Genomic DNA, 16,509 nt, shown 5'->3' with positions numbered 1-16,509 from the left:
TCACTGGTTCGGGCGGTTTGTCATCAAACGGTAATCCCTTTCGCGGACAAAGATCGCTTCCCGTTTTGCTCCTCAATGGTAAGGAATGTTCATGCGTTTAACCCGTCGTCACTTTTTAAAAAATGCCAGCGCGGCTGCTGTCGCCGTGGGTGGTTTGCGTAGTTTGCAGCTGCAAGCGCAGGTATACGCGCAAGATCCGGTTTACGGTATCGATAAAGCCGGGCAGCTGCTCGCCGATCCTGCCGGGCTGCTGAATTTACCGCGCGATTTTACCTATAAGGTAATCAGCCGTAGCGGAGACCTGATGAGCGATGGCCTGCTGGTGCCGGGTGCTCCGGACGGCATGGCCAGTTTCCCCATGCCCGGCGATGCGAGTAAATGCATTCTGGTCCGCAACCATGAACTGGCATCTGTCGGGAGCGAAATAAATCCGTTCGAAGGCAAGGCCAAACTTGCCAAACAACAAAAAGGCATCGCCTACGATTTTTTTAACGGGTTGCCAGTGAATGGCGGTACTACCACGATGGTATACAGCCATCGCAGCCAGCGTGTTGAACGCAGTCACCTCAGCTTGGTGGGAACGGCGCGCAATTGTTGCGGCGGTGCTACGCCCTGGGGGAGTTGGCTAACCTGCGAGGAAACCCTCGTTGGCCCGCAACAGGGTTATGGCGTTGAGCATGGGTATATCTTCGAAGTGCCATCCGCTAGCAAAGGTTTGGTGGATGCTGTGCCGCTCAAGGATATGGGGCGTTTTGTCCATGAAGCAGCGGCAGTCGATAGCACTAACGGGATCATTTACCTTTCCGAAGATTACGAGCGCGGCCTGTTCTACCGGTTTATCCCCAAAACACCGGGCAAGCTGGCCGAAGGTGGCCGTTTGCAGGCGCTGGCGATCCGCGGTTGGGCACAGGCTAATACGCGCAATTGGCCTGAAGATGCGGGGAGTGCCGGCACGCAGCAAGTCGCCATGCGCCAGCGTTTTGAATGTGAATGGGTTGATCTGGACCATGTCACTTCTCCCGACGGCGACTTGAGTGATCGCGGCCACGCCAAAGGCGCGGCGATCTTCGCGCGTGGCGAAGGTCTTGCATTTGCGTTGCGGGCGGATAAAAGCCGGGAGGTATTGTTGGCTGCGACCAGTGGCGGCCCCTTGAAAATCGGTCAGGTCTGGCGCTATCAACCCGGACCCTATGAAGGGACTGCCCGCGAAGCCGAGCAACCGGGTGTACTTGAATTGCTCTACGAAACCCATAACCGGGCGATTTTGCAGGCGTGTGACAATCTCGCAGTAGCGCCCTGGGGCGATCTGATCATTTGTGAAGACAGTTATTCGGAGTCGCCTGATACCGTGAATTACCTGCGCGGCCTCACCCCTGATGGCAAGATTTATACGCTCGCGATGAATGCGCATCCTGATAAGGGTGAATTCTGCGGTGCCTGTTTCTCGCCCGATGGCACAACCCTGTTCGTAAACATCCAGCGGCCGGGAATGACCATTGCGATCACCGGTCCCTGGGGACGCTTGCGCAACCAGGCAAAAGGGGTTGCCATTCTCTAGTTAGCGGCGAGTTGCAGTTCCTGCCAGGCGACCTGGTCGCTGTGGTGCAACAGGCGCATCACGCCCTGGTGATCTTCTACCAGGGCGGTGCAGTTCTCGATCCAGTCACCGCAATTGGCATAACGCAAACCGCCTGCTTCGCGCAGTGCCGGGTAATGGATATGCCCGCACACCACGCCGTCATAACCGCGGCGTTTGGCCTCGCCAATGGCTTCCCGCTCGTAGGTTTCAATCGCCGCTTTAGCGCCTTTAATATTACTTTTGATCAATCCGGCCAGGGAAAAATAAGGGCGGCCAACCAGTTTGCGCAAGCGGTCAGACCAGCGATTGATAAACAGCAGCAATTCATAGCCGTGATCGCCGATTACCCGCGTTAACCAACTGTGGTTGATATAAGCATCCATAGCATCGCCATGCATGATTAGCAGGCGCTTGCCATCGGCGGTGACATATTCATGTTCATGGGCGATCTCAATCGGGCCGAATAATTGGCCACAGAAATGGCGAATCGGATCATCATGGTTGCCGGGAACATAGACTACCCGTACGCCTCTGGCGGCCAACTCGTAGAATTTCAGCATTACCTGGTAGTGCTTTTTGGGCCAGCAGAAACGGCGTTGTAGCGACCACAAATCCACAATATCGCCCACGAGATACAAAGTATCGCAATGGATTTTGTCGAGGAAATCGAGCAGGTATTCCGCCTTGCAATCGCGAAAGCCCAAATGGATGTCCGAGATCCACACTGTGCGGGCATTAATCAGATAGCTAGTAGGACGCGGGGTAGGCGACTCTGCAGTTAAAACGGCGTCAAGCAGCGGAGCGGCCAGGGGGTGAACTGAAGAATTCATGATGCGTTTCCGTGGCTGTTTCACCCGATTTTGCGGGGAAAGTGTGACGAAAACGCAACATTTTTATGAATCTTGAATGACAGGCTAGTGGCTGGTCCGCACCGCTTGCTGTTCGTATGAAGCTGGATCTTGCAATAGCCAATCGAGTACCGCCTGGCGACTTTCGAGCATGTCCTGGTAAGTTTGGAGAACTATGGGATTGGGATTTTGCTGTTCTTGCAATAACGCGATGCGCGACAGCAAAAAGCTGATGTCGGCCTGAACCTTTTCAGCCACTTCAGTGCTGTTAAATGCTTCGGTACCTATATTGAGTATTGTCATGGGTGACCTATCCTTGCTGATTTCGCCGCCAATCAGGTTGATGGTGTCGGTGCGGCATGTTGCGCAGTATCACCCAAAGCGAAATGTGAGAACAGTCGCATTTTGCGCAAAGTCTTGTGCGATTTAGCTTACAAGACTCGCGTTTAACCTTGTTGTTTCCTGAAAAGGGTTAAGCAGAACATCAATGTTGCGGACAGGACGATTGCTGGTCCGGCAGGACTGTCCCACCAGAAAGAGGCACCCAGGCCTGCGATCACGGCTATTGTGCCTAGCAAACTGGCAATCACTGCCATTTGCTCCGGTGTGCGGGTCAGCCTGCGGCTGGCGGCGGCGGGGATAATTAACAGCGCGGTAATGAGCAATACTCCCACCACTTTCATCGCGATGGCGATTACCAGCGCCATCAATAACATCAATGCCGTGCGCACGCGCACCACCGGCACGCCCTCAACCTGAGCCAGCTCTTCGTGGACGGTGATGGCCAGTAATGGCCGCCATAACCAGATCAGGGCTGCCAGTACCCCGAGGCTAATCACCCAAATGCCGATAACATCGCCCTGGCTTACAGCCAAAATATCGCCAAATAAATACGCCAGCAGGTCAATACGGTTTTCGCTAAATACGCTGACACACACCAAACCGAGTGCGAGGGTGGAGTGGGAGAGAATGCCCAGCAAGGTATCAGTGGCGAGGAAGCGGTTGTGTTGTAATCCGACGAGTATCAGGGCCAGCAGCAGGCAGCCAAGGGCAATGGCCAGATTGAGGTTGATATCGAGTAACAATCCAAAGGTGACCCCCAATAATGCCGAGTGCGCGAGGGTATCGCCAAAATACGCCATGCGCCGCCATACAGCGAAAGCCCCCAATGGGCCAGCGACCAACGCTACCGCAATACCGGCAAGCAGTGCGAGGAGAAGGAAATCAACCATGATGATGCTCGCAACTATCGCCACAACCCGGGCCGTGACGATGGATGAATTTGTTCTTTCCACCCTGGATCACATTGCCATGATCGTCGTGTTGGTGGTCGTGATGGTGCGTGTAAATCGCGACTTGCGGGGCGCTGGTGTTGCCGGTGATCTCGCCAAACAGGGCGAGGTAGGCGGGATCATTAGTGACCTGTTCCGGGTGGCCCTGGCAGCAGACGTGCTGGTTAAGGCAGATGACGGTATCGGTCGTCGCCATCACCAAATGCAAATCATGGGAGACCAGCAATACGCCACAATGGCGGCGGTTACGGATTTCATTGATCAATGCATAAAGCGCCGATTGGCCGGTAACATCCACGCCTTGCACTGGTTCATCCAGCACCAGTAATTGCGGGTCGCGCAGCAACGCGCGGGCTAGCAAAACCCGCTGGGTTTCACCGCCGGAGAGCAACTGCATGGGTTGATTAATCAGTTCACTGATGCCGGTGAGCTGCACAATTTCGTCCAGATCTACCCGTGGTGCGCCGCCCAACGCCAGAAAGCGCGCAACGCTCAGGGGTAAGCTGGCATCGATGTGGAGCTTTTGCGGCATGTAGCCGATGCGCAACCCGGGGGCTTTTTCAATGTTGCCCTGATCGACCTTAATCAATCCCAGCACCGCGCGTACCAGCGTGGTTTTACCCGCGCCATTGGGTCCGATCAGGGTCACAATCTTGCCTGTTTCCAAGGTCAGGTCGGCGTGTTGGAGTATCTGGCGGCCATTGCGTGTAACGCCGAGGCCGCGCGCCTGAATTAAAATGTTACTCATGCGTCAGCTCCGGCACAATTACCGCACAGTCCGGATACTTCCAGCGCCTGGGTTTCTACAGTAAACCCGGTATCTTTTGCGACTTGCAGGATCTGTTGGCTGAGCGCGGGCTCATCCAGCTCGATAGCGACACCGCAAGCGCGGCAAATCAAAAAATGGCTTTGGTGTTTGGTTCCAGGCGACGGGCAGCCGATAAATGCGTTCAACACATTGATGCGGTGAATCAGCCCCTGTTCCAGTAAAAAATCCAGCGCGCGATACACCGTTGGTGGCGCTACACGACGGGTGTTGGCCTTGGCGAGCATTTCCATCAGTGTGTAGGCACCCAGCGGTTTATGGTTCTGCCAAATCAATTCCAGCACCTGCAAACGTAAATCCGTCAGGCGCACACCACGGCTCAGGCACAGGTCGCGCGCGGCTGCCAGGGCATCGTGGATACAATGGTCGTGGTCGTGATGGCTACAGGCGATGGGGGTGTGTTCCATAGGAGATCCGGCTGGTCAATCGCAAAGGTGTATAAACATCAGATATGTTACTCTATAACCCATTGGCTGACATGTTTTTCAGTGATGCAGTAGTTTCCGGTTGTGGATGTGAATATGAGTCGTGCAGGTATTATTTGGACTGGGGTGATTATGGTGCTAGGGCAATGGCTGCCGCTGGTGGCGGAGGCCAAACCAAAAATCCTTGCCAGCATCAAACCGCTAGCACTCATTGCACAGGAAGTTGCTGGCGATAAGGCACAGGTGGATACCTTGTTGCCAATCACCGCATCACCCCATGATTATCCCTTGAAAATGTCTGACCATCGCCGCCTGCACGATGCCGATCTGGTGTTGTGGGTTGGGCCGCAATTGGAAAGTTTCCTGGGTCGCTCATTAGCAAATATCCCCCCGGCAAAGGTCATTACGACTTATGATCTGCCGGAGCTTTTTTGGCCGCCATCGATTGAAAACGATGGGCACCAGCACGCCAATCATCAGCACACCGGTGGCGATCCCCATTTATGGCTGGACCCGCGTAATGCACAGGTAATTGCCCGCCTGTTGGCAACAAAATTGGCGGCGATAGATCCACCATCAGCGAAAGATTACCAAGCCAATGCTGCACGTTTTATCTCCAGGGCAATGCAATTGGATCAACAGTTAAGTCGCCAGTTGGCCCCGGTTAGAGCACAGGGGTTCGCGGTTTATCATGAAGGTTATAGCCATTTTGTTGGCCGCTATGGGTTACATCAGGTGGGTTATGTAACCTATGCGCCGGAGCGCCGTCCGGGTGCGAGACATTTGAAAGAATTGCAGGGGGTGTTGAAACAGGAAGGAAAGTGCCTGTTTGTGGAACCTTATTACCAGGTTGAATCAATTGAAACTATGGCTAAATCCATCGGGTTAAAAATTGGAATACTGGACCCTATTGGCGATCAACAGGTATCCAGTTATCAGCGTTTACTCGAAAAACTCGGACAAAGTTTTTTAACTTGCCTCACGGATGTGACTAATAACTGATCCTACCAGGGGTGGCCGCATTTTCACATTGCGCGCCTCCAGCAAATCCAATTGGCGGCTATTCAATTCCAGTACAAAGGCATCGTAATACTGGCGTATGTCTCTATCGCTAGACGCCGCTGCTTCACTCAACAGTGCCAGCATTCCATCCTGGGTAGCCATACGATGGCGCACCCCCGTTTTGTGATATACACAACTCGCCAACTGTTGCATGCGAAAAATCGCAGTCTGGGAAAAGATTAAGGTGTCCATGACATCCTCCGGTTCATTGAAAATAACACCCGCTACTCTGCGGGCGGCAACACGGCGCTTACTTCAAAACGGAGTTCAATTGCGCTATCTCTGACAAAAAATCCCGTTTACAGCCTGATTTTAGGTTAGAAAATAAACAGTGCGAGGGGCTTGCACGCCAAAGCCAAAGCAAATTACAAATTTGTGATTTCTACAAAAAAAGAACCCCGTTTTGATATAACCGATGGTTATATAATTAAAAACGGGGTTAATACACGAGGAGAAAATAAAGGAGAAAGTAAAAACAAATCAACAGCTTAAGAAAAAAATAATGCTGTACCGGACTACAACCGGCACAGCCGGAATCTTACAGATTAAAGGTACTAGCTAATTTTGCATCCAATTGCTTTTCGAGTTTGGCATTGACATTCTTGTTAAGCGCTTCGGTTTTTTCAGCCAGATCTTCAGTCACACGCAATTCGGTTTTGGTCGCTTCTGTGCTGATTTCAGCAGCAGCGATAGTCAGATTTTGCTCTTCTGCTTCGCTAGCGTAAGCACCGGCAGTTGCCAGGAACAAAGTAGAAGAAGTCAGTACTACGGTCAGTGCCAGGTTAACGGCTAATTGTGCAAATTTTTTCATCGTGGGTTCCTCCTAACGATGTTTCAATTCCAGTTGCCTTGTGAGCAACCCTTCTGTTGGTAAGTTGCCTTGGGTTAGGTTTTACAGTAACACCACGTTGGATTTGTTTTGTTACTGTATGTTACACATGGTAACACATTTTTATTTTCTGCCTAGCCCCTCGTTAAACTTTTTAGTTATACGCATCCTTATTTTGTGAATAAATACCGAAACTTAGCTATTAAAGTTAAATTTTCTGCCAAGTTTGGCGCGTGGTAACACATATTTGTATGGGTAACACTTTTGGATGGTTACCGGCTTCAAGAGTGTTACTTGATTGGGAGGCGCCAAAATTGCGCCTCGTAATGGGTAGGGTTAAGGCTCGTAAACAAGGGCTTTGGTGTATGCTTCTGCCCACAAAAAACTGCTAAGACTGAATTGCTATGACCGAAACCCAAATCCCGGCACCGCTGGTGCTTGTTGATGGCTCCTCCTATCTATATCGCGCCTATCACGCATTACCACCACTGACCAATTCCAAAGGCCAGCCGACCGGCGCAGTAAAAGGCGTAGTGAATATGATGCGTCGTTTGCGCAAGGATTATCCTGCGAGCCAGATTGCAGTAATTTTTGATGCAAAAGGCAAAACCTTCCGCGATGACATCTATGCCGATTACAAAGCCAATCGTCCGCCCATGCCCGATGATCTGCGTCCACAAGTACAACCCATTCACGACATAGTCCTGGCGATGGGTTTACCGTTGTTTGTTATAGAGGGTGTTGAGGCGGACGATGTCATTGGCACTCTCGCGCTGCAAGCAACAGAAAAGAAAATGCCGGTAATTATTTCCACCGGCGATAAAGACATGGCTCAGCTTGTAAACGAACATGTCACGCTGGTAAACACCATGACTGAAACGGTGTTGGATATTTCCGGTGTAAATGCCAAGTACGGTTTTGGTCCGGAATTAATGGTTGATTACCTTGCATTGATGGGTGACAAGGTAGATAACATTCCCGGCGTTCCCGGTGTGGGTGAAAAAACCGCGCAAGGTTTAATTCAAGGCGCGGGCGGTTTGGATGCAATTTATGCGGACCTGGAAAAAGTGCGCACGTTGTCATTTCGCGGCGCGAAAACCATGCCGGAAAAATTAATCGAGCATCGCGATATGGCGTATTTATCCTATCGCCTTGCCACGATTAAAACCGATGTTGAATTACCTTTTGGTCCCGCTGAAATTATTTGTACACCGGCCGATAATCAACGCCTGCTTGAATTATTTGAAGAACTGGAATTTAAAAGCTGGGTAACAGAAATCAATAATGCTGCTTCTGTTACTGCAGCGCCTGCACTTGAAATTGTCGCCAGCGATCAGGCAATTGAAAATAATGTGCCGACAATATCTGCCGTTGAAAAACATTACGACATCATCACTGATAAAAATTTATTTGCTGACTGGTTGGCGCGATTACAAAAATCCGCAGCGTTTTCATTTGATACTGAAACCACAGCATTAGAGATTATGGATGCAAAAATTGTCGGCCTCAGCGTTGCAATTGAAGCAGGTATCGCAGCCTATGTACCCTGCGGGCATGATTACATGGGTGCGCCGGATCAATTGCCTTTGGACTGGGTACTCGAGCAATTAAAGCCGATATTGGAAGATGCCAATAAAATAAAAATTGGCCAGAATTTAAAATATGATCGCAGTGTGCTGTTGAATTACGGCATTGAACTGCGCGGTATTGCGTTCGACACCATGCTTGAATCCTACGTGTGGAATTCCATCGGTAGCCGCCACAATATGGATGACCTTGCGCAAAATTATCTGGACTACAAAACTGTCACATTTGAGGAGCTTGCAGGTAAAGGCGTAAAGCAGCTCAGTTTCAATCAATTAAAAATTGAAGATGCCGGTCATTATGCCGCGGAAGATGCGGATATTACTTTGCGCTTGCATCAATTTTTCTGGCCGCAACTGGAACAAATTCCTACTTTGAAAGCGGTATTTCAAACTATCGAAATGCCCTTGTTGCCGGTGTTGTCCCGTATTGAACGCAACGGTGCGCTAGTTGATGCAAAATTGCTCGGCCAACACAGTGTCGAGCTGGGTGAACGATTAACACAATTAGAACGCAAGGCGTATGAAATAGCCGGGCAGGAATTTAATTTAAGTTCACCGAAGCAATTAGGCGTTATTTTATTTGAGCAACAAAAGTTGCCGATCATTAAAAAAACACCGACAGGTACACCGTCCACTGCAGAAGAAGTATTGCAGGAATTAGCGTTGGATTATCCGTTGCCAAAAGTGTTGATGGAATATCGTGGCCTGGCAAAATTAAAATCTACCTACACTGATAAATTGCCGCTGGAGATTAACAAACGCACTGGCCGCATACACACCAGTTACCATCAAGCGGTCGCCGCAACCGGGCGGCTCTCATCACAAGATCCCAATTTGCAAAACATTCCGATCAAAACTGAAGAGGGGCGTCGCATTCGCCAGGCATTTATTGCACCGGCCGGTTATAAACTGGTAGCCGCTGACTATTCGCAAATTGAATTGCGTATTATGGCGCATTTGTCCGATGACGCTGGTTTGTTAAGTGCATTTGAAAAAGGATTGGATGTGCATCGCGCAACAGCTGCCGAAGTTTTTGGTGTGGGTTTGGATGCTGTTTCCCATGAAATGCGCCGCAGTGCCAAAGCGATTAACTTCGGATTGATTTATGGTATGTCGGCGTTTGGTCTCGCGAAACAATTACACGTGGGGCGCAACGAAGCGCAGCAATATATTGATCGTTATTTTGAACGCTATCCGGGTGTGCAGCGCTACATGAATAATATTCGCGCGTTGGCACATGAGCAGGGTTATGTCGAGACTATTTTCGGTCGACGTTTGTATTTGCCGGATATCAACGCCAAAAATAAAAATTTGCAAATGGGTGCAGAGCGCACTGCGATTAACGCACCTATGCAAGGTACAGCGGCAGACATCATTAAAACTGCGATGATTAAAGTGCAAGCCTGGCTGGACGAATCGCGCCTGGATGCCAAAATAATTATGCAAGTGCACGATGAATTAGTGCTGGAAGTTGCCGAAGCGCAAGTGGATAAAGTCCGTGAAGGGTTGATCGCGCGTATGTCGTCCGCAGCCAGTCTCAAAGTGCCGTTATTGGTGGAAGCCGGTGTTGGGAATAATTGGGATGAAGCACATTAATAATTAATAAAACATCAATTAAATAATCGCACCGGATTTACAGGGAGTAATTTCCGGTGTGATTAAACGCAGTGGGAGAGGGAGTGGTTGGTGATGAAAATAATAATGCGTTGTTGGTGGTTACTACTTCTTTTGCAGCCGCTCATGGCGCATGCTGAATTGGTGGTCAGTCATCGTTCTCCATATGCGCCGGGCGATACGCATCATCTCTACAGCACGGCCCTCTTGCAATTAGCATTGGAAAAAACACGCAATGATTACGGTGATTTTCGCCTCAATCCCATTCCCCCGCGTAACTACACTCGTGCTTTAAAAGCGTTGGTTGATAACGCTTATCCCAATCTGGTTATCGAAACCAGTTACGAACAAAACCTTACGCAAAACTCCAACCTTAATTTTATTAATTTTCCGATGGATCTGGGCGTCTTGGGTTATCGGGTTTGTTTTATGAATCCGAAACTCAAGAAGAACGGGCTAAAAATTGATTCCCTCCAGCAATTGAGCCAGTATAGTTTCGCTCATGGCGTAGGTTGGGCGGATACCCTGATTTTTCGTCATAACGGTTTGAAGGTGCGGGAGATCGATAACTACGATTCCATTTTTTTAATGGTGATTGGCGGAAGGGTCGATTTTTTTTGTCGCGGGGTGAATGAGATCCTGGGTGAAGTCGAACAATTCAGCCAGCTTAATAATCTGGTTATCGATGACCATTTTATGCTCGTCTATCCCTTGCCGCGTTTCTTTTACCTGAACAGCAAGAATGTTTTGGCCAAAGAACGTATAGAGGAAGGATTGAAGAGGGCGTATATGGATGGTTCCTTACAAACGCTCTGGAAAGCGCATTATCACACCAGCCTGGATTACGTCCGGCTGAAAGGCAGGAAGATCATTGCGTTGGAAAATCCGTTGCTGGGCAATTTGAATACCCGATTTACCCCGGATTTCATCCATTTGTTGGATAATAAACCACCGGAAAGTCAATCTGCATCACAAACCGTCCAGCCTTAAAAATGCCTGGATAAAAAAGTTTTTGCAGATTTGGATATAAAATTGAATTTTAAGCCTTTGAATTATATGAGGTTTGTTAAATTAACAAAAAACTGTGCAAATTTTTTAAATTTTATTTGAACTTATTTGGAGATGGCCAGGTCTCAGTAATGTGTGTTTTACGATCATGAGCTAACTCCTCCCCTATTGGCACTTAAGCCAGCTGAGCGAAATTGCTAAGCAAACCCCGATAATATCGGGGTTTTTTTTCGCCCGCATTTCCTCGCGCCCCAGATCATCAGGCAATTGTGCAAAAATTGTTGCAATTACAAAGATTTACGTTTTTGCATGAACTTATATTAAGCGTGTTGAGTCAGAGAGTACGTAATTGATGCTGACTTGTCTGCTTTAATTGAGCTTAACTCCTGTTTTTTGTCCTTGGTCGAAAGACCTAGCCCATCTGGCATCACCCCAAGGGTGCCAGTCTTTTCCGATGATTTATCCAAATCATCGGTTTTTTTATTTTTGGCGTTCTCTTTTGTAGCGACCGATCATTTTTCATCGGTAGCTGAATCAATACTTTCATTATCCGTTTCAGGTTCTCTCTCCGGCGCCAGCCATGACTGCAGTTTGGCTTTAAGGTCGTCAAGCCCCGCATACTTTAATGCTGAGAAGCATTGCACGCTGGCATCTTCCAGCCCCAATTTTTTCAAGTCTTTCTGGACGTCAAACAGGCTTTTCATCGCCTGGCTACGGCTGAGCTTGTCGGCCTTGGTGAGAAGGATATGCACGGGCATATGGCCGCGTTTGGCCCAGTTGAGCATGGTGGTGTCGAATTCTTGCAGCGGATGGCGAATATCCATCAATAACACCAGGCCTTTCAGGGTTTGGCGTTTTTGCAGGTACTCGGACAGGTCGCGTTGCCACTTTTCTTTTTGCTCGCGTGATACCTTGGCGTAACCGTAACCGGGCAGGTCAACCAGACGCTGGTTTTCACCCAGGTTGAAAAAGTTGATTAACTGGGTGCGGCCCGGGGTTTTACTGGTGCGCGCCAGCTTTTGGTTAGTTAATGCATTGATGGCGCTTGATTTACCCGCATTTGAGCGACCAGCAAAGGCCACCTCGCAACCAACTTCGGGCGGACATTCACGAATGCTGGGTGCGCTTTTGGAAAAATAAGCCTTGGTAAATACGATCTCGGTCAAGATAATAACCCTTCAAAATAGTGTGTTATTAGCGCGTTGGTAATATAATGCCGCCGCTTTTGTAGGTCGCGGTGCGCGCCAAAAGGCAGAATTCATGCGAAATAGGGGTGCAATTGTAGCTTGTTGGTCCATCATTAAGCGAACTTGTCACCCGGTGTAGCTCTTGAAGCCACACCCATAACAATCAGATTCATCGATCAATTCGGGTTAGCCAATGAAACATATCGTACGAAATGCACTTTTATCGCTGGGTTTGGTCGCTATAACCCAGGGCGCTCTGGCAGCGGGAGATGCGGCGGCAGGTGCTACCAAAGCGGCAGTTTGCGGTGCATGCCATGGTGCTGACGGCAATAGCCTGGTTGGTACCTTCCCAAAATTGGCCGGCTTGGGCGAGCGTTACCTGTTAAAGCAAATGACGGATATCCAGGCGTGGGATCTGGAAACCGATGCTGAGAAAAAAGCGAACACCGGCCGTGCGGTTATGGAAATGACTGGCTTGTTGGCCAAAATGACGAAGCAGGATCTGGAAGACCTGGCGGCGCATTTTTCGGCCCAGACTACCCAGTTGTCCGGCTCCAAGAAAATTGAAGTGCAAGTGAACTCCGGTATCAAGGTTGATGGCCTTGAGTTGGGCGAGCGCATTTACCGTGCTGGCAATCCTGCTTCCGGTGTGCCTGCCTGTACTGGCTGCCACGCGCCGGATGGTAAAGGCAATATTCCTGCCGGTTTCCCGCGCTTGAGTGGCCAACATCCTGAATATATTGAGAAGCAACTGCGTGCTTTCCGCGCCGGTGATCGTAAGAACGATGGCGACCAATCGATCATGCGTTCAGTAGCCGATAAACTAAATGATGCTGAAATTGCAGCATTAGCTAACTATATTGCTGGTTTACATTAAACAAAAATGCTTGCAGGGCGATAAAAAAGGCGACATTAGTCGCCTTTTTTATGTCTGCTCTTTACAGATTGCATCAGGCGCTGGAGAATCCGGCCCCTATCGGGGAACTTGATGAGGACTTACAGGACTAATCAGGTCAGGCAAATTTCCCCCCTTTATTATCCCGGCGAACACAATAAAAGATTGAGGAGCGTTTTATGCGTATTTTGGTTGCCCTGTTGGGTCTGGTTTTCTCCCTGAGCGCTTGTGCCCAGGACAAGTCGAGCGAATATCTGGAAGGCCAGCATTATGTAGTGCTGGAGCAACCGGTGCGCACGGCGGACCCAAGCAAGATCGAAGTGGCAGAAGTATTTGCCTATTCCTGTCCGCACTGCTTCCATTTTGAGCCGTTGCTGCAAGCCTGGGAAAAGAAACAAGCGAGTGATGTGTATGTAGTGCAAACCCACGCGATGTGGAACCCGAGCATGGAGCCATTGATTCGCGGTTTTTACACAGCTGTTACCCTGAAAATTAAAGATAAAGCGCACATGGCGATTTTCAATGCCCTGCATCTGGAGCACAAAAGCTTTAACTCTGCCGAGCAATGGGCTGACTTCTTTGCGACGTATGGTGTCGATAAGGCAACTGCCATCAGTACTTACAATTCCTTTGGTGTAACCAGCCAAATCAAACAAGCGGAAGCCCGCACTCGCAGCTACAAAATCACCGGTACTCCGGAATTGGTTGTTAACGGCAAATACCGTATCAGCTCACGCGCGACCGGTGGCCACGAAGAAATGTTGAAAGTGGTCGATTTCCTGATCGCCAAAGAACGCGCTGCCAAGAAATAAGCTGTAGCTGTTTGATTTTCATCAAAGCCCGCACCTGCCAAGGTGCGGGCTTTGTTTTTCTGGCGATTAACTTTTCGCGGGTTTTTAGCGCCGCTGGCCTGTGCCCGCACGTTCCCTAGCTATACTGGTTTTACCTTTACACCAATAGCTGACAGGGCAATGTGCAACTTATGAGTGGCGATAAAAATAATTGGCGGGATAAGTATCTCAATGCCCTGGATGAGCAGGAGCAATTGGAACAAAAATTTACCCGCCAGCAAGAATTGCTGCGCAGTGCGCTAGTGCGTGTCAGCATCGCTGCTGATGGCCAGGATGAAACCCTGGATAACATCATGAGCCAGCTACGTGAAAAATTGCGCAGCGAAACCAGCGCAATGGAAATGAACAAAATCCTGGAGCAGTTGGAAAAAGCCGCACTGGCTTTCGAATCCCACCGGGAGCAGGGCGCTAAAGAGATCACTGTCGCATTAAGCGAGACCATCAAAGCATTGGGTGTGTTCAAGCTGTCCAAAGGTGTTACCAAAGAGATAAGTGACTTCCTCGCAAACCTGCCCCAGCGCAGTAAAAAAATCCGGTTGTATCCGGCATTGTTACAACAGTTGGCAAATATCCAGCAGCAGGCATTAAAAGAAGTCGAACAGCCCAAGGTTGGATTGCTCGGGAAAATCCTCGGAACCAAACCCGCCAAAGCGGATGAGCAGGGCGCAGCAGAATCTGATACGGACGATTATATCGATACCTTGCCATTGCCCGCAGGTGTTAACACGGACCCGGCCCCCAAAGCGGCGACCATTTCAACAACGGAACAAAAACCGGCGTATCTGGATGCAATAGTCAGAATTCTCAATGAAATTTTACAAAGCCTGGAAAACGATGTGCTTATGCAAAGCCGGGCTGTGATGTTGCGCAATAAATTGGCGGCAGGCATCGCGCCGGATGCAGTAATCCCCGCACTGGAATCAGTGCGCGCGTTAGTAATGGAAGCTTACCTCGCCGCTAGTCAGGCATTTGCCAGCTACCTCAAAAACGTCAATGAAGAACTCGCCGATATTTATTCATTACTCGGCGGTGCAGTAAAACATTCACAAAATGAACGTGCAGCGTCACGTAAATTGCAAGATGACATGATACGTGAAATGGGCGAGCTGGAATCTTCCGCAGAAAAAGCAACCGATCTGAATCAACTCAAAGACAAAGTGAAATCGCAATTGGGAAATATTCGCCAGGCGCTCGACCAGCATCAAAACATGGATCATGCGCAGCAACACCTGGCACTACAGTTGGAAACGCTCGGTGCAAAAATTAAAACGATGGAAGTCGAAGCAGAAAAAAATCGCACCAGCCTTGAAGTGCAACGCAAAAAAGCATTGCAAGATGCGCTCACCGAATTACCCAACCGCGAAGCTTATAACGAACGCGCCCACGTGGAAGTCCAACGCTGGCAGCGTTATGGCCGGCCATTAAGTGTGGCGATTTTTGATATCGATCACTTCAAACGCATCAACGATACTTTCGGGCATCAAGCGGGTGATCGCGTAATAAAAGTGATTGGCCGCTCCATCGCCAAGCGCTTGCGTGAAGTTGATTTCTTTTGCCGTTATGGCGGCGAAGAATTTGTGGCGCTGATGCCGGAAACCGATAGCCAGGCTGCACTCGGTGTATTGGAAAAAGTACGTGATGCTATCGCCAACGCCGCATTCAATTACAAAGATCAGCCCTTAACGATTACCGTTTCAATCGGCGTCACCGAATTTAAAACCAGCGATTCACTGGAAACTGCATTCGAGCGTGCAGACCAGGCTTTGTATACCGCAAAATCCGGAGGGCGCAATCGCTGCCAACGCTTGTAAATTAAGGATGTGATTATGAAATTATGCATTGCAACCGCACCGCTCAAGCTTTGCAAAAAAATCATCGCGTTAATAGTATTGGCCTGTTATTGTGGAGTGATACAGGCTGCGGAATTACAACTCAGGGTAAGTGATACACAGGGGCGACCATTAAAAGATGCAGTTGCTGCATTGGTGCCGGAACCAAAACCGGTATTCATCCAACCGCTGACAGCGGTAATCGATCAACACAATAAAATGTTTGTGCCAGGCGTTATGGCGATACGCACCAATACATTCGTGCGTTTTCCCAATAGCGATGATATTCGCCATCATGTTTATTCATTTTCTCCCGCCAAAAAATTTGAATTGCGCCTTTATCACGGCATGACAGCCGAGCCAGTATTATTTGATAAACCCGGTACAGTTGTATTGGGTTGTAATATCCATGATTCCATGATTGCTTATATTTATGTGGTGGATACTGAATTCCATGCTGTGGGTGATGTGCAAGGTAATGTACATATCCAGGCTCCCGCCGGTAACTATCAGTTACATATTTTTCATCCGCGCCTGACCGCAACCGGGCCTGAACTGCCGGTTATCCTCAGCGAAAACGCCCCGCTTCAGCAACAAATCAAACTGGACAATCTGATGAGCGAAGCCGGTGAAAAATCCAGCGACGAATTTTCCGGTCTCTTTCAATAACCGACGCTG

At 49.4% G+C, this 16,509-nt stretch carries 16 protein-coding genes; 8 read left to right on the top strand and 8 right to left on the bottom strand.

Annotated elements, in window-relative coordinates; translation table 11 throughout:
• The first annotated feature begins 91 nt into the window (after positions 1-91).
• A complete protein-coding gene (locus A596_RS14120) occupies positions 92-1,558 on the top strand; it encodes an alkaline phosphatase PhoX (RefSeq protein WP_039915916.1) in 1,467 nt (488 codons plus the stop codon).
• Here A596_RS14120 and A596_RS14115 read toward each other — a convergent pair.
• The 5 genes from A596_RS14115 to A596_RS14095 form a co-directional block, all read right to left on the bottom strand.
• Positions 1,555-2,409, bottom strand: coding sequence for a UDP-2,3-diacylglucosamine diphosphatase (locus tag A596_RS14115; protein ID WP_052417523.1), 855 nt, complete (start codon positions 2,407-2,409; stop codon positions 1,555-1,557). The genes A596_RS14120 and A596_RS14115 overlap by 4 nt on opposite strands.
• 84 nt (positions 2,410-2,493) lie before the next feature.
• Positions 2,494-2,730, bottom strand: coding sequence for a hypothetical protein (locus A596_RS14110; RefSeq protein WP_039915914.1), 237 nt, complete (start codon positions 2,728-2,730; stop codon positions 2,494-2,496).
• 143 nt (positions 2,731-2,873) lie between these two features.
• Positions 2,874-3,659 (bottom strand): zinc ABC transporter permease subunit ZnuB, encoded by a 786-nt coding sequence (gene znuB / locus A596_RS14105; RefSeq protein WP_039915913.1) that lies wholly within the window; start codon positions 3,657-3,659, stop codon positions 2,874-2,876.
• Positions 3,652-4,467, bottom strand: coding sequence for a zinc ABC transporter ATP-binding protein ZnuC (gene znuC / locus A596_RS14100; RefSeq protein ID WP_039915911.1), 816 nt, complete (start codon positions 4,465-4,467; stop codon positions 3,652-3,654). The genes znuB and znuC overlap by 8 nt, the downstream gene beginning before the upstream one ends.
• Complete coding sequence (locus A596_RS14095; RefSeq protein WP_039915910.1) at positions 4,464-4,952, bottom strand: Fur family transcriptional regulator; 489 nt, start codon at positions 4,950-4,952, stop codon at positions 4,464-4,466. The genes znuC and A596_RS14095 overlap by 4 nt, the downstream gene beginning before the upstream one ends.
• Positions 4,953-5,066: 114 nt before the next feature.
• Between A596_RS14095 and A596_RS14090 the strand changes: the two genes are divergently transcribed.
• A complete protein-coding gene (locus A596_RS14090; protein WP_039915908.1) occupies positions 5,067-5,972 on the top strand; it encodes a zinc ABC transporter substrate-binding protein in 906 nt (301 codons plus the stop codon).
• On the opposite strand, the gene A596_RS14085 is transcribed toward A596_RS14090, so the two are convergent.
• Together A596_RS14085 and A596_RS14080 are read right to left on the bottom strand one after the other, a co-directional pair.
• Entirely contained in the window at positions 5,940-6,224 is a 285-nt protein-coding gene (locus A596_RS14085) for a hypothetical protein (RefSeq protein WP_039915907.1), read from the bottom strand. The two genes, A596_RS14090 and A596_RS14085, sit on opposite strands and share 33 nt — an antisense overlap.
• 346 nt (positions 6,225-6,570) lie before the next feature.
• Positions 6,571-6,843 carry a hypothetical protein gene (locus A596_RS14080; RefSeq protein ID WP_039915906.1) on the bottom strand — a complete coding sequence of 91 codons (273 nt, stop codon included), beginning with the start codon at positions 6,841-6,843 and terminating at the stop codon, positions 6,571-6,573.
• A 422-nt stretch (positions 6,844-7,265) separates the two neighbouring features.
• Between A596_RS14080 and polA the strand changes: the two genes are divergently transcribed.
• Both polA and A596_RS14070 read left to right on the top strand, forming a co-directional pair.
• Positions 7,266-10,043: a DNA polymerase I gene (polA, locus tag A596_RS14075; protein WP_039915905.1), complete on the top strand. Its 2,778-nt coding sequence runs from the start codon at positions 7,266-7,268 to the stop codon at positions 10,041-10,043.
• A 93-nt stretch (positions 10,044-10,136) separates the two neighbouring features.
• The gene (locus A596_RS14070) at positions 10,137-11,051 is read left to right on the top strand and encodes a hypothetical protein (RefSeq protein WP_052417522.1); all 915 of its coding nucleotides are present in this window, start codon (positions 10,137-10,139) and stop codon (positions 11,049-11,051) included.
• Between the two features lie 530 nt (positions 11,052-11,581).
• Here the strand turns inward: A596_RS14070 and yihA are convergent.
• Positions 11,582-12,235: a ribosome biogenesis GTP-binding protein YihA/YsxC gene (gene yihA / locus A596_RS14065; RefSeq protein ID WP_039915903.1), complete on the bottom strand. Its 654-nt coding sequence runs from the start codon at positions 12,233-12,235 to the stop codon at positions 11,582-11,584.
• A gap of 214 nt (positions 12,236-12,449) precedes the next feature.
• On the opposite strand from yihA, the gene A596_RS14060 reads away from it, so the two are divergent.
• From A596_RS14060 to A596_RS14045, 4 genes are all read left to right on the top strand, one after another.
• On the top strand, positions 12,450-13,133 hold the full coding sequence (locus tag A596_RS14060) for a c-type cytochrome (RefSeq protein ID WP_039915900.1): 684 nt from the start codon (positions 12,450-12,452) through the stop codon (positions 13,131-13,133).
• Positions 13,134-13,330: 197 nt separating this feature from the next.
• Positions 13,331-13,963, top strand: coding sequence for a thiol:disulfide interchange protein DsbA/DsbL (locus A596_RS14055; RefSeq protein WP_039915898.1), 633 nt, complete (start codon positions 13,331-13,333; stop codon positions 13,961-13,963).
• A 170-nt stretch (positions 13,964-14,133) separates the two neighbouring features.
• Positions 14,134-15,813, top strand: a complete 1,680-nt coding sequence (locus A596_RS14050; RefSeq protein ID WP_039915896.1) for a GGDEF domain-containing protein — start codon at positions 14,134-14,136, stop codon at positions 15,811-15,813.
• A 15-nt stretch (positions 15,814-15,828) separates the two neighbouring features.
• Positions 15,829-16,500 (top strand): methylamine utilization protein, encoded by a 672-nt coding sequence (locus A596_RS14045; RefSeq protein WP_052417521.1) that lies wholly within the window; start codon positions 15,829-15,831, stop codon positions 16,498-16,500.
• Positions 16,501-16,509 lie beyond the last annotated feature (9 nt).

The organism is Cellvibrio mixtus subsp. mixtus J3-8, from assembly GCF_000766945.1.
In the GTDB taxonomy this organism is placed as follows: Bacteria; Pseudomonadota; Gammaproteobacteria; order Pseudomonadales; family Cellvibrionaceae; genus Cellvibrio; species Cellvibrio mixtus_A.
Note: the sequence above shows the minus strand (reverse complement) of the source record. Positions and strands in the feature narration are given on the sequence as shown.

Bases quoted from the DNA above. Each gene is read 5' to 3' on its own strand.
- znuC (WP_039915911.1), bottom strand. From the start codon at position 4,467: ATGAGTAACATTTTAATTCAGGCGCGCGGCCTCGGCGTTACACGCAAT.
- polA (WP_039915905.1), top strand. From the start codon at position 7,266: ATGACCGAAACCCAAATCCCGGCACCGCTGGTGCTTGTTGATGGCTCC.
- A596_RS14095 (WP_039915910.1), bottom strand. From the start codon at position 4,952: ATGGAACACACCCCCATCGCCTGTAGCCATCACGACCACGACCATTGT.
- A596_RS14050 (WP_039915896.1), top strand. From the start codon at position 14,134: ATGAGTGGCGATAAAAATAATTGGCGGGATAAGTATCTCAATGCCCTG.
- A596_RS14070 (WP_052417522.1), top strand. From the start codon at position 10,137: ATGAAAATAATAATGCGTTGTTGGTGGTTACTACTTCTTTTGCAGCCG.
- A596_RS14045 (WP_052417521.1), top strand. From the start codon at position 15,829: ATGAAATTATGCATTGCAACCGCACCGCTCAAGCTTTGCAAAAAAATC.
- A596_RS14090 (WP_039915908.1), top strand. From the start codon at position 5,067: ATGAGTCGTGCAGGTATTATTTGGACTGGGGTGATTATGGTGCTAGGG.
- A596_RS14080 (WP_039915906.1), bottom strand. From the start codon at position 6,843: ATGAAAAAATTTGCACAATTAGCCGTTAACCTGGCACTGACCGTAGTA.
- A596_RS14060 (WP_039915900.1), top strand. From the start codon at position 12,450: ATGAAACATATCGTACGAAATGCACTTTTATCGCTGGGTTTGGTCGCT.
- A596_RS14055 (WP_039915898.1), top strand. From the start codon at position 13,331: ATGCGTATTTTGGTTGCCCTGTTGGGTCTGGTTTTCTCCCTGAGCGCT.
- A596_RS14110 (WP_039915914.1), bottom strand. From the start codon at position 2,730: ATGACAATACTCAATATAGGTACCGAAGCATTTAACAGCACTGAAGTG.
- znuB (WP_039915913.1), bottom strand. From the start codon at position 3,659: ATGGTTGATTTCCTTCTCCTCGCACTGCTTGCCGGTATTGCGGTAGCG.
- A596_RS14115 (WP_052417523.1), bottom strand. From the start codon at position 2,409: ATGAATTCTTCAGTTCACCCCCTGGCCGCTCCGCTGCTTGACGCCGTT.
- A596_RS14085 (WP_039915907.1), bottom strand. From the start codon at position 6,224: ATGGACACCTTAATCTTTTCCCAGACTGCGATTTTTCGCATGCAACAG.
- A596_RS14120 (WP_039915916.1), top strand. From the start codon at position 92: ATGCGTTTAACCCGTCGTCACTTTTTAAAAAATGCCAGCGCGGCTGCT.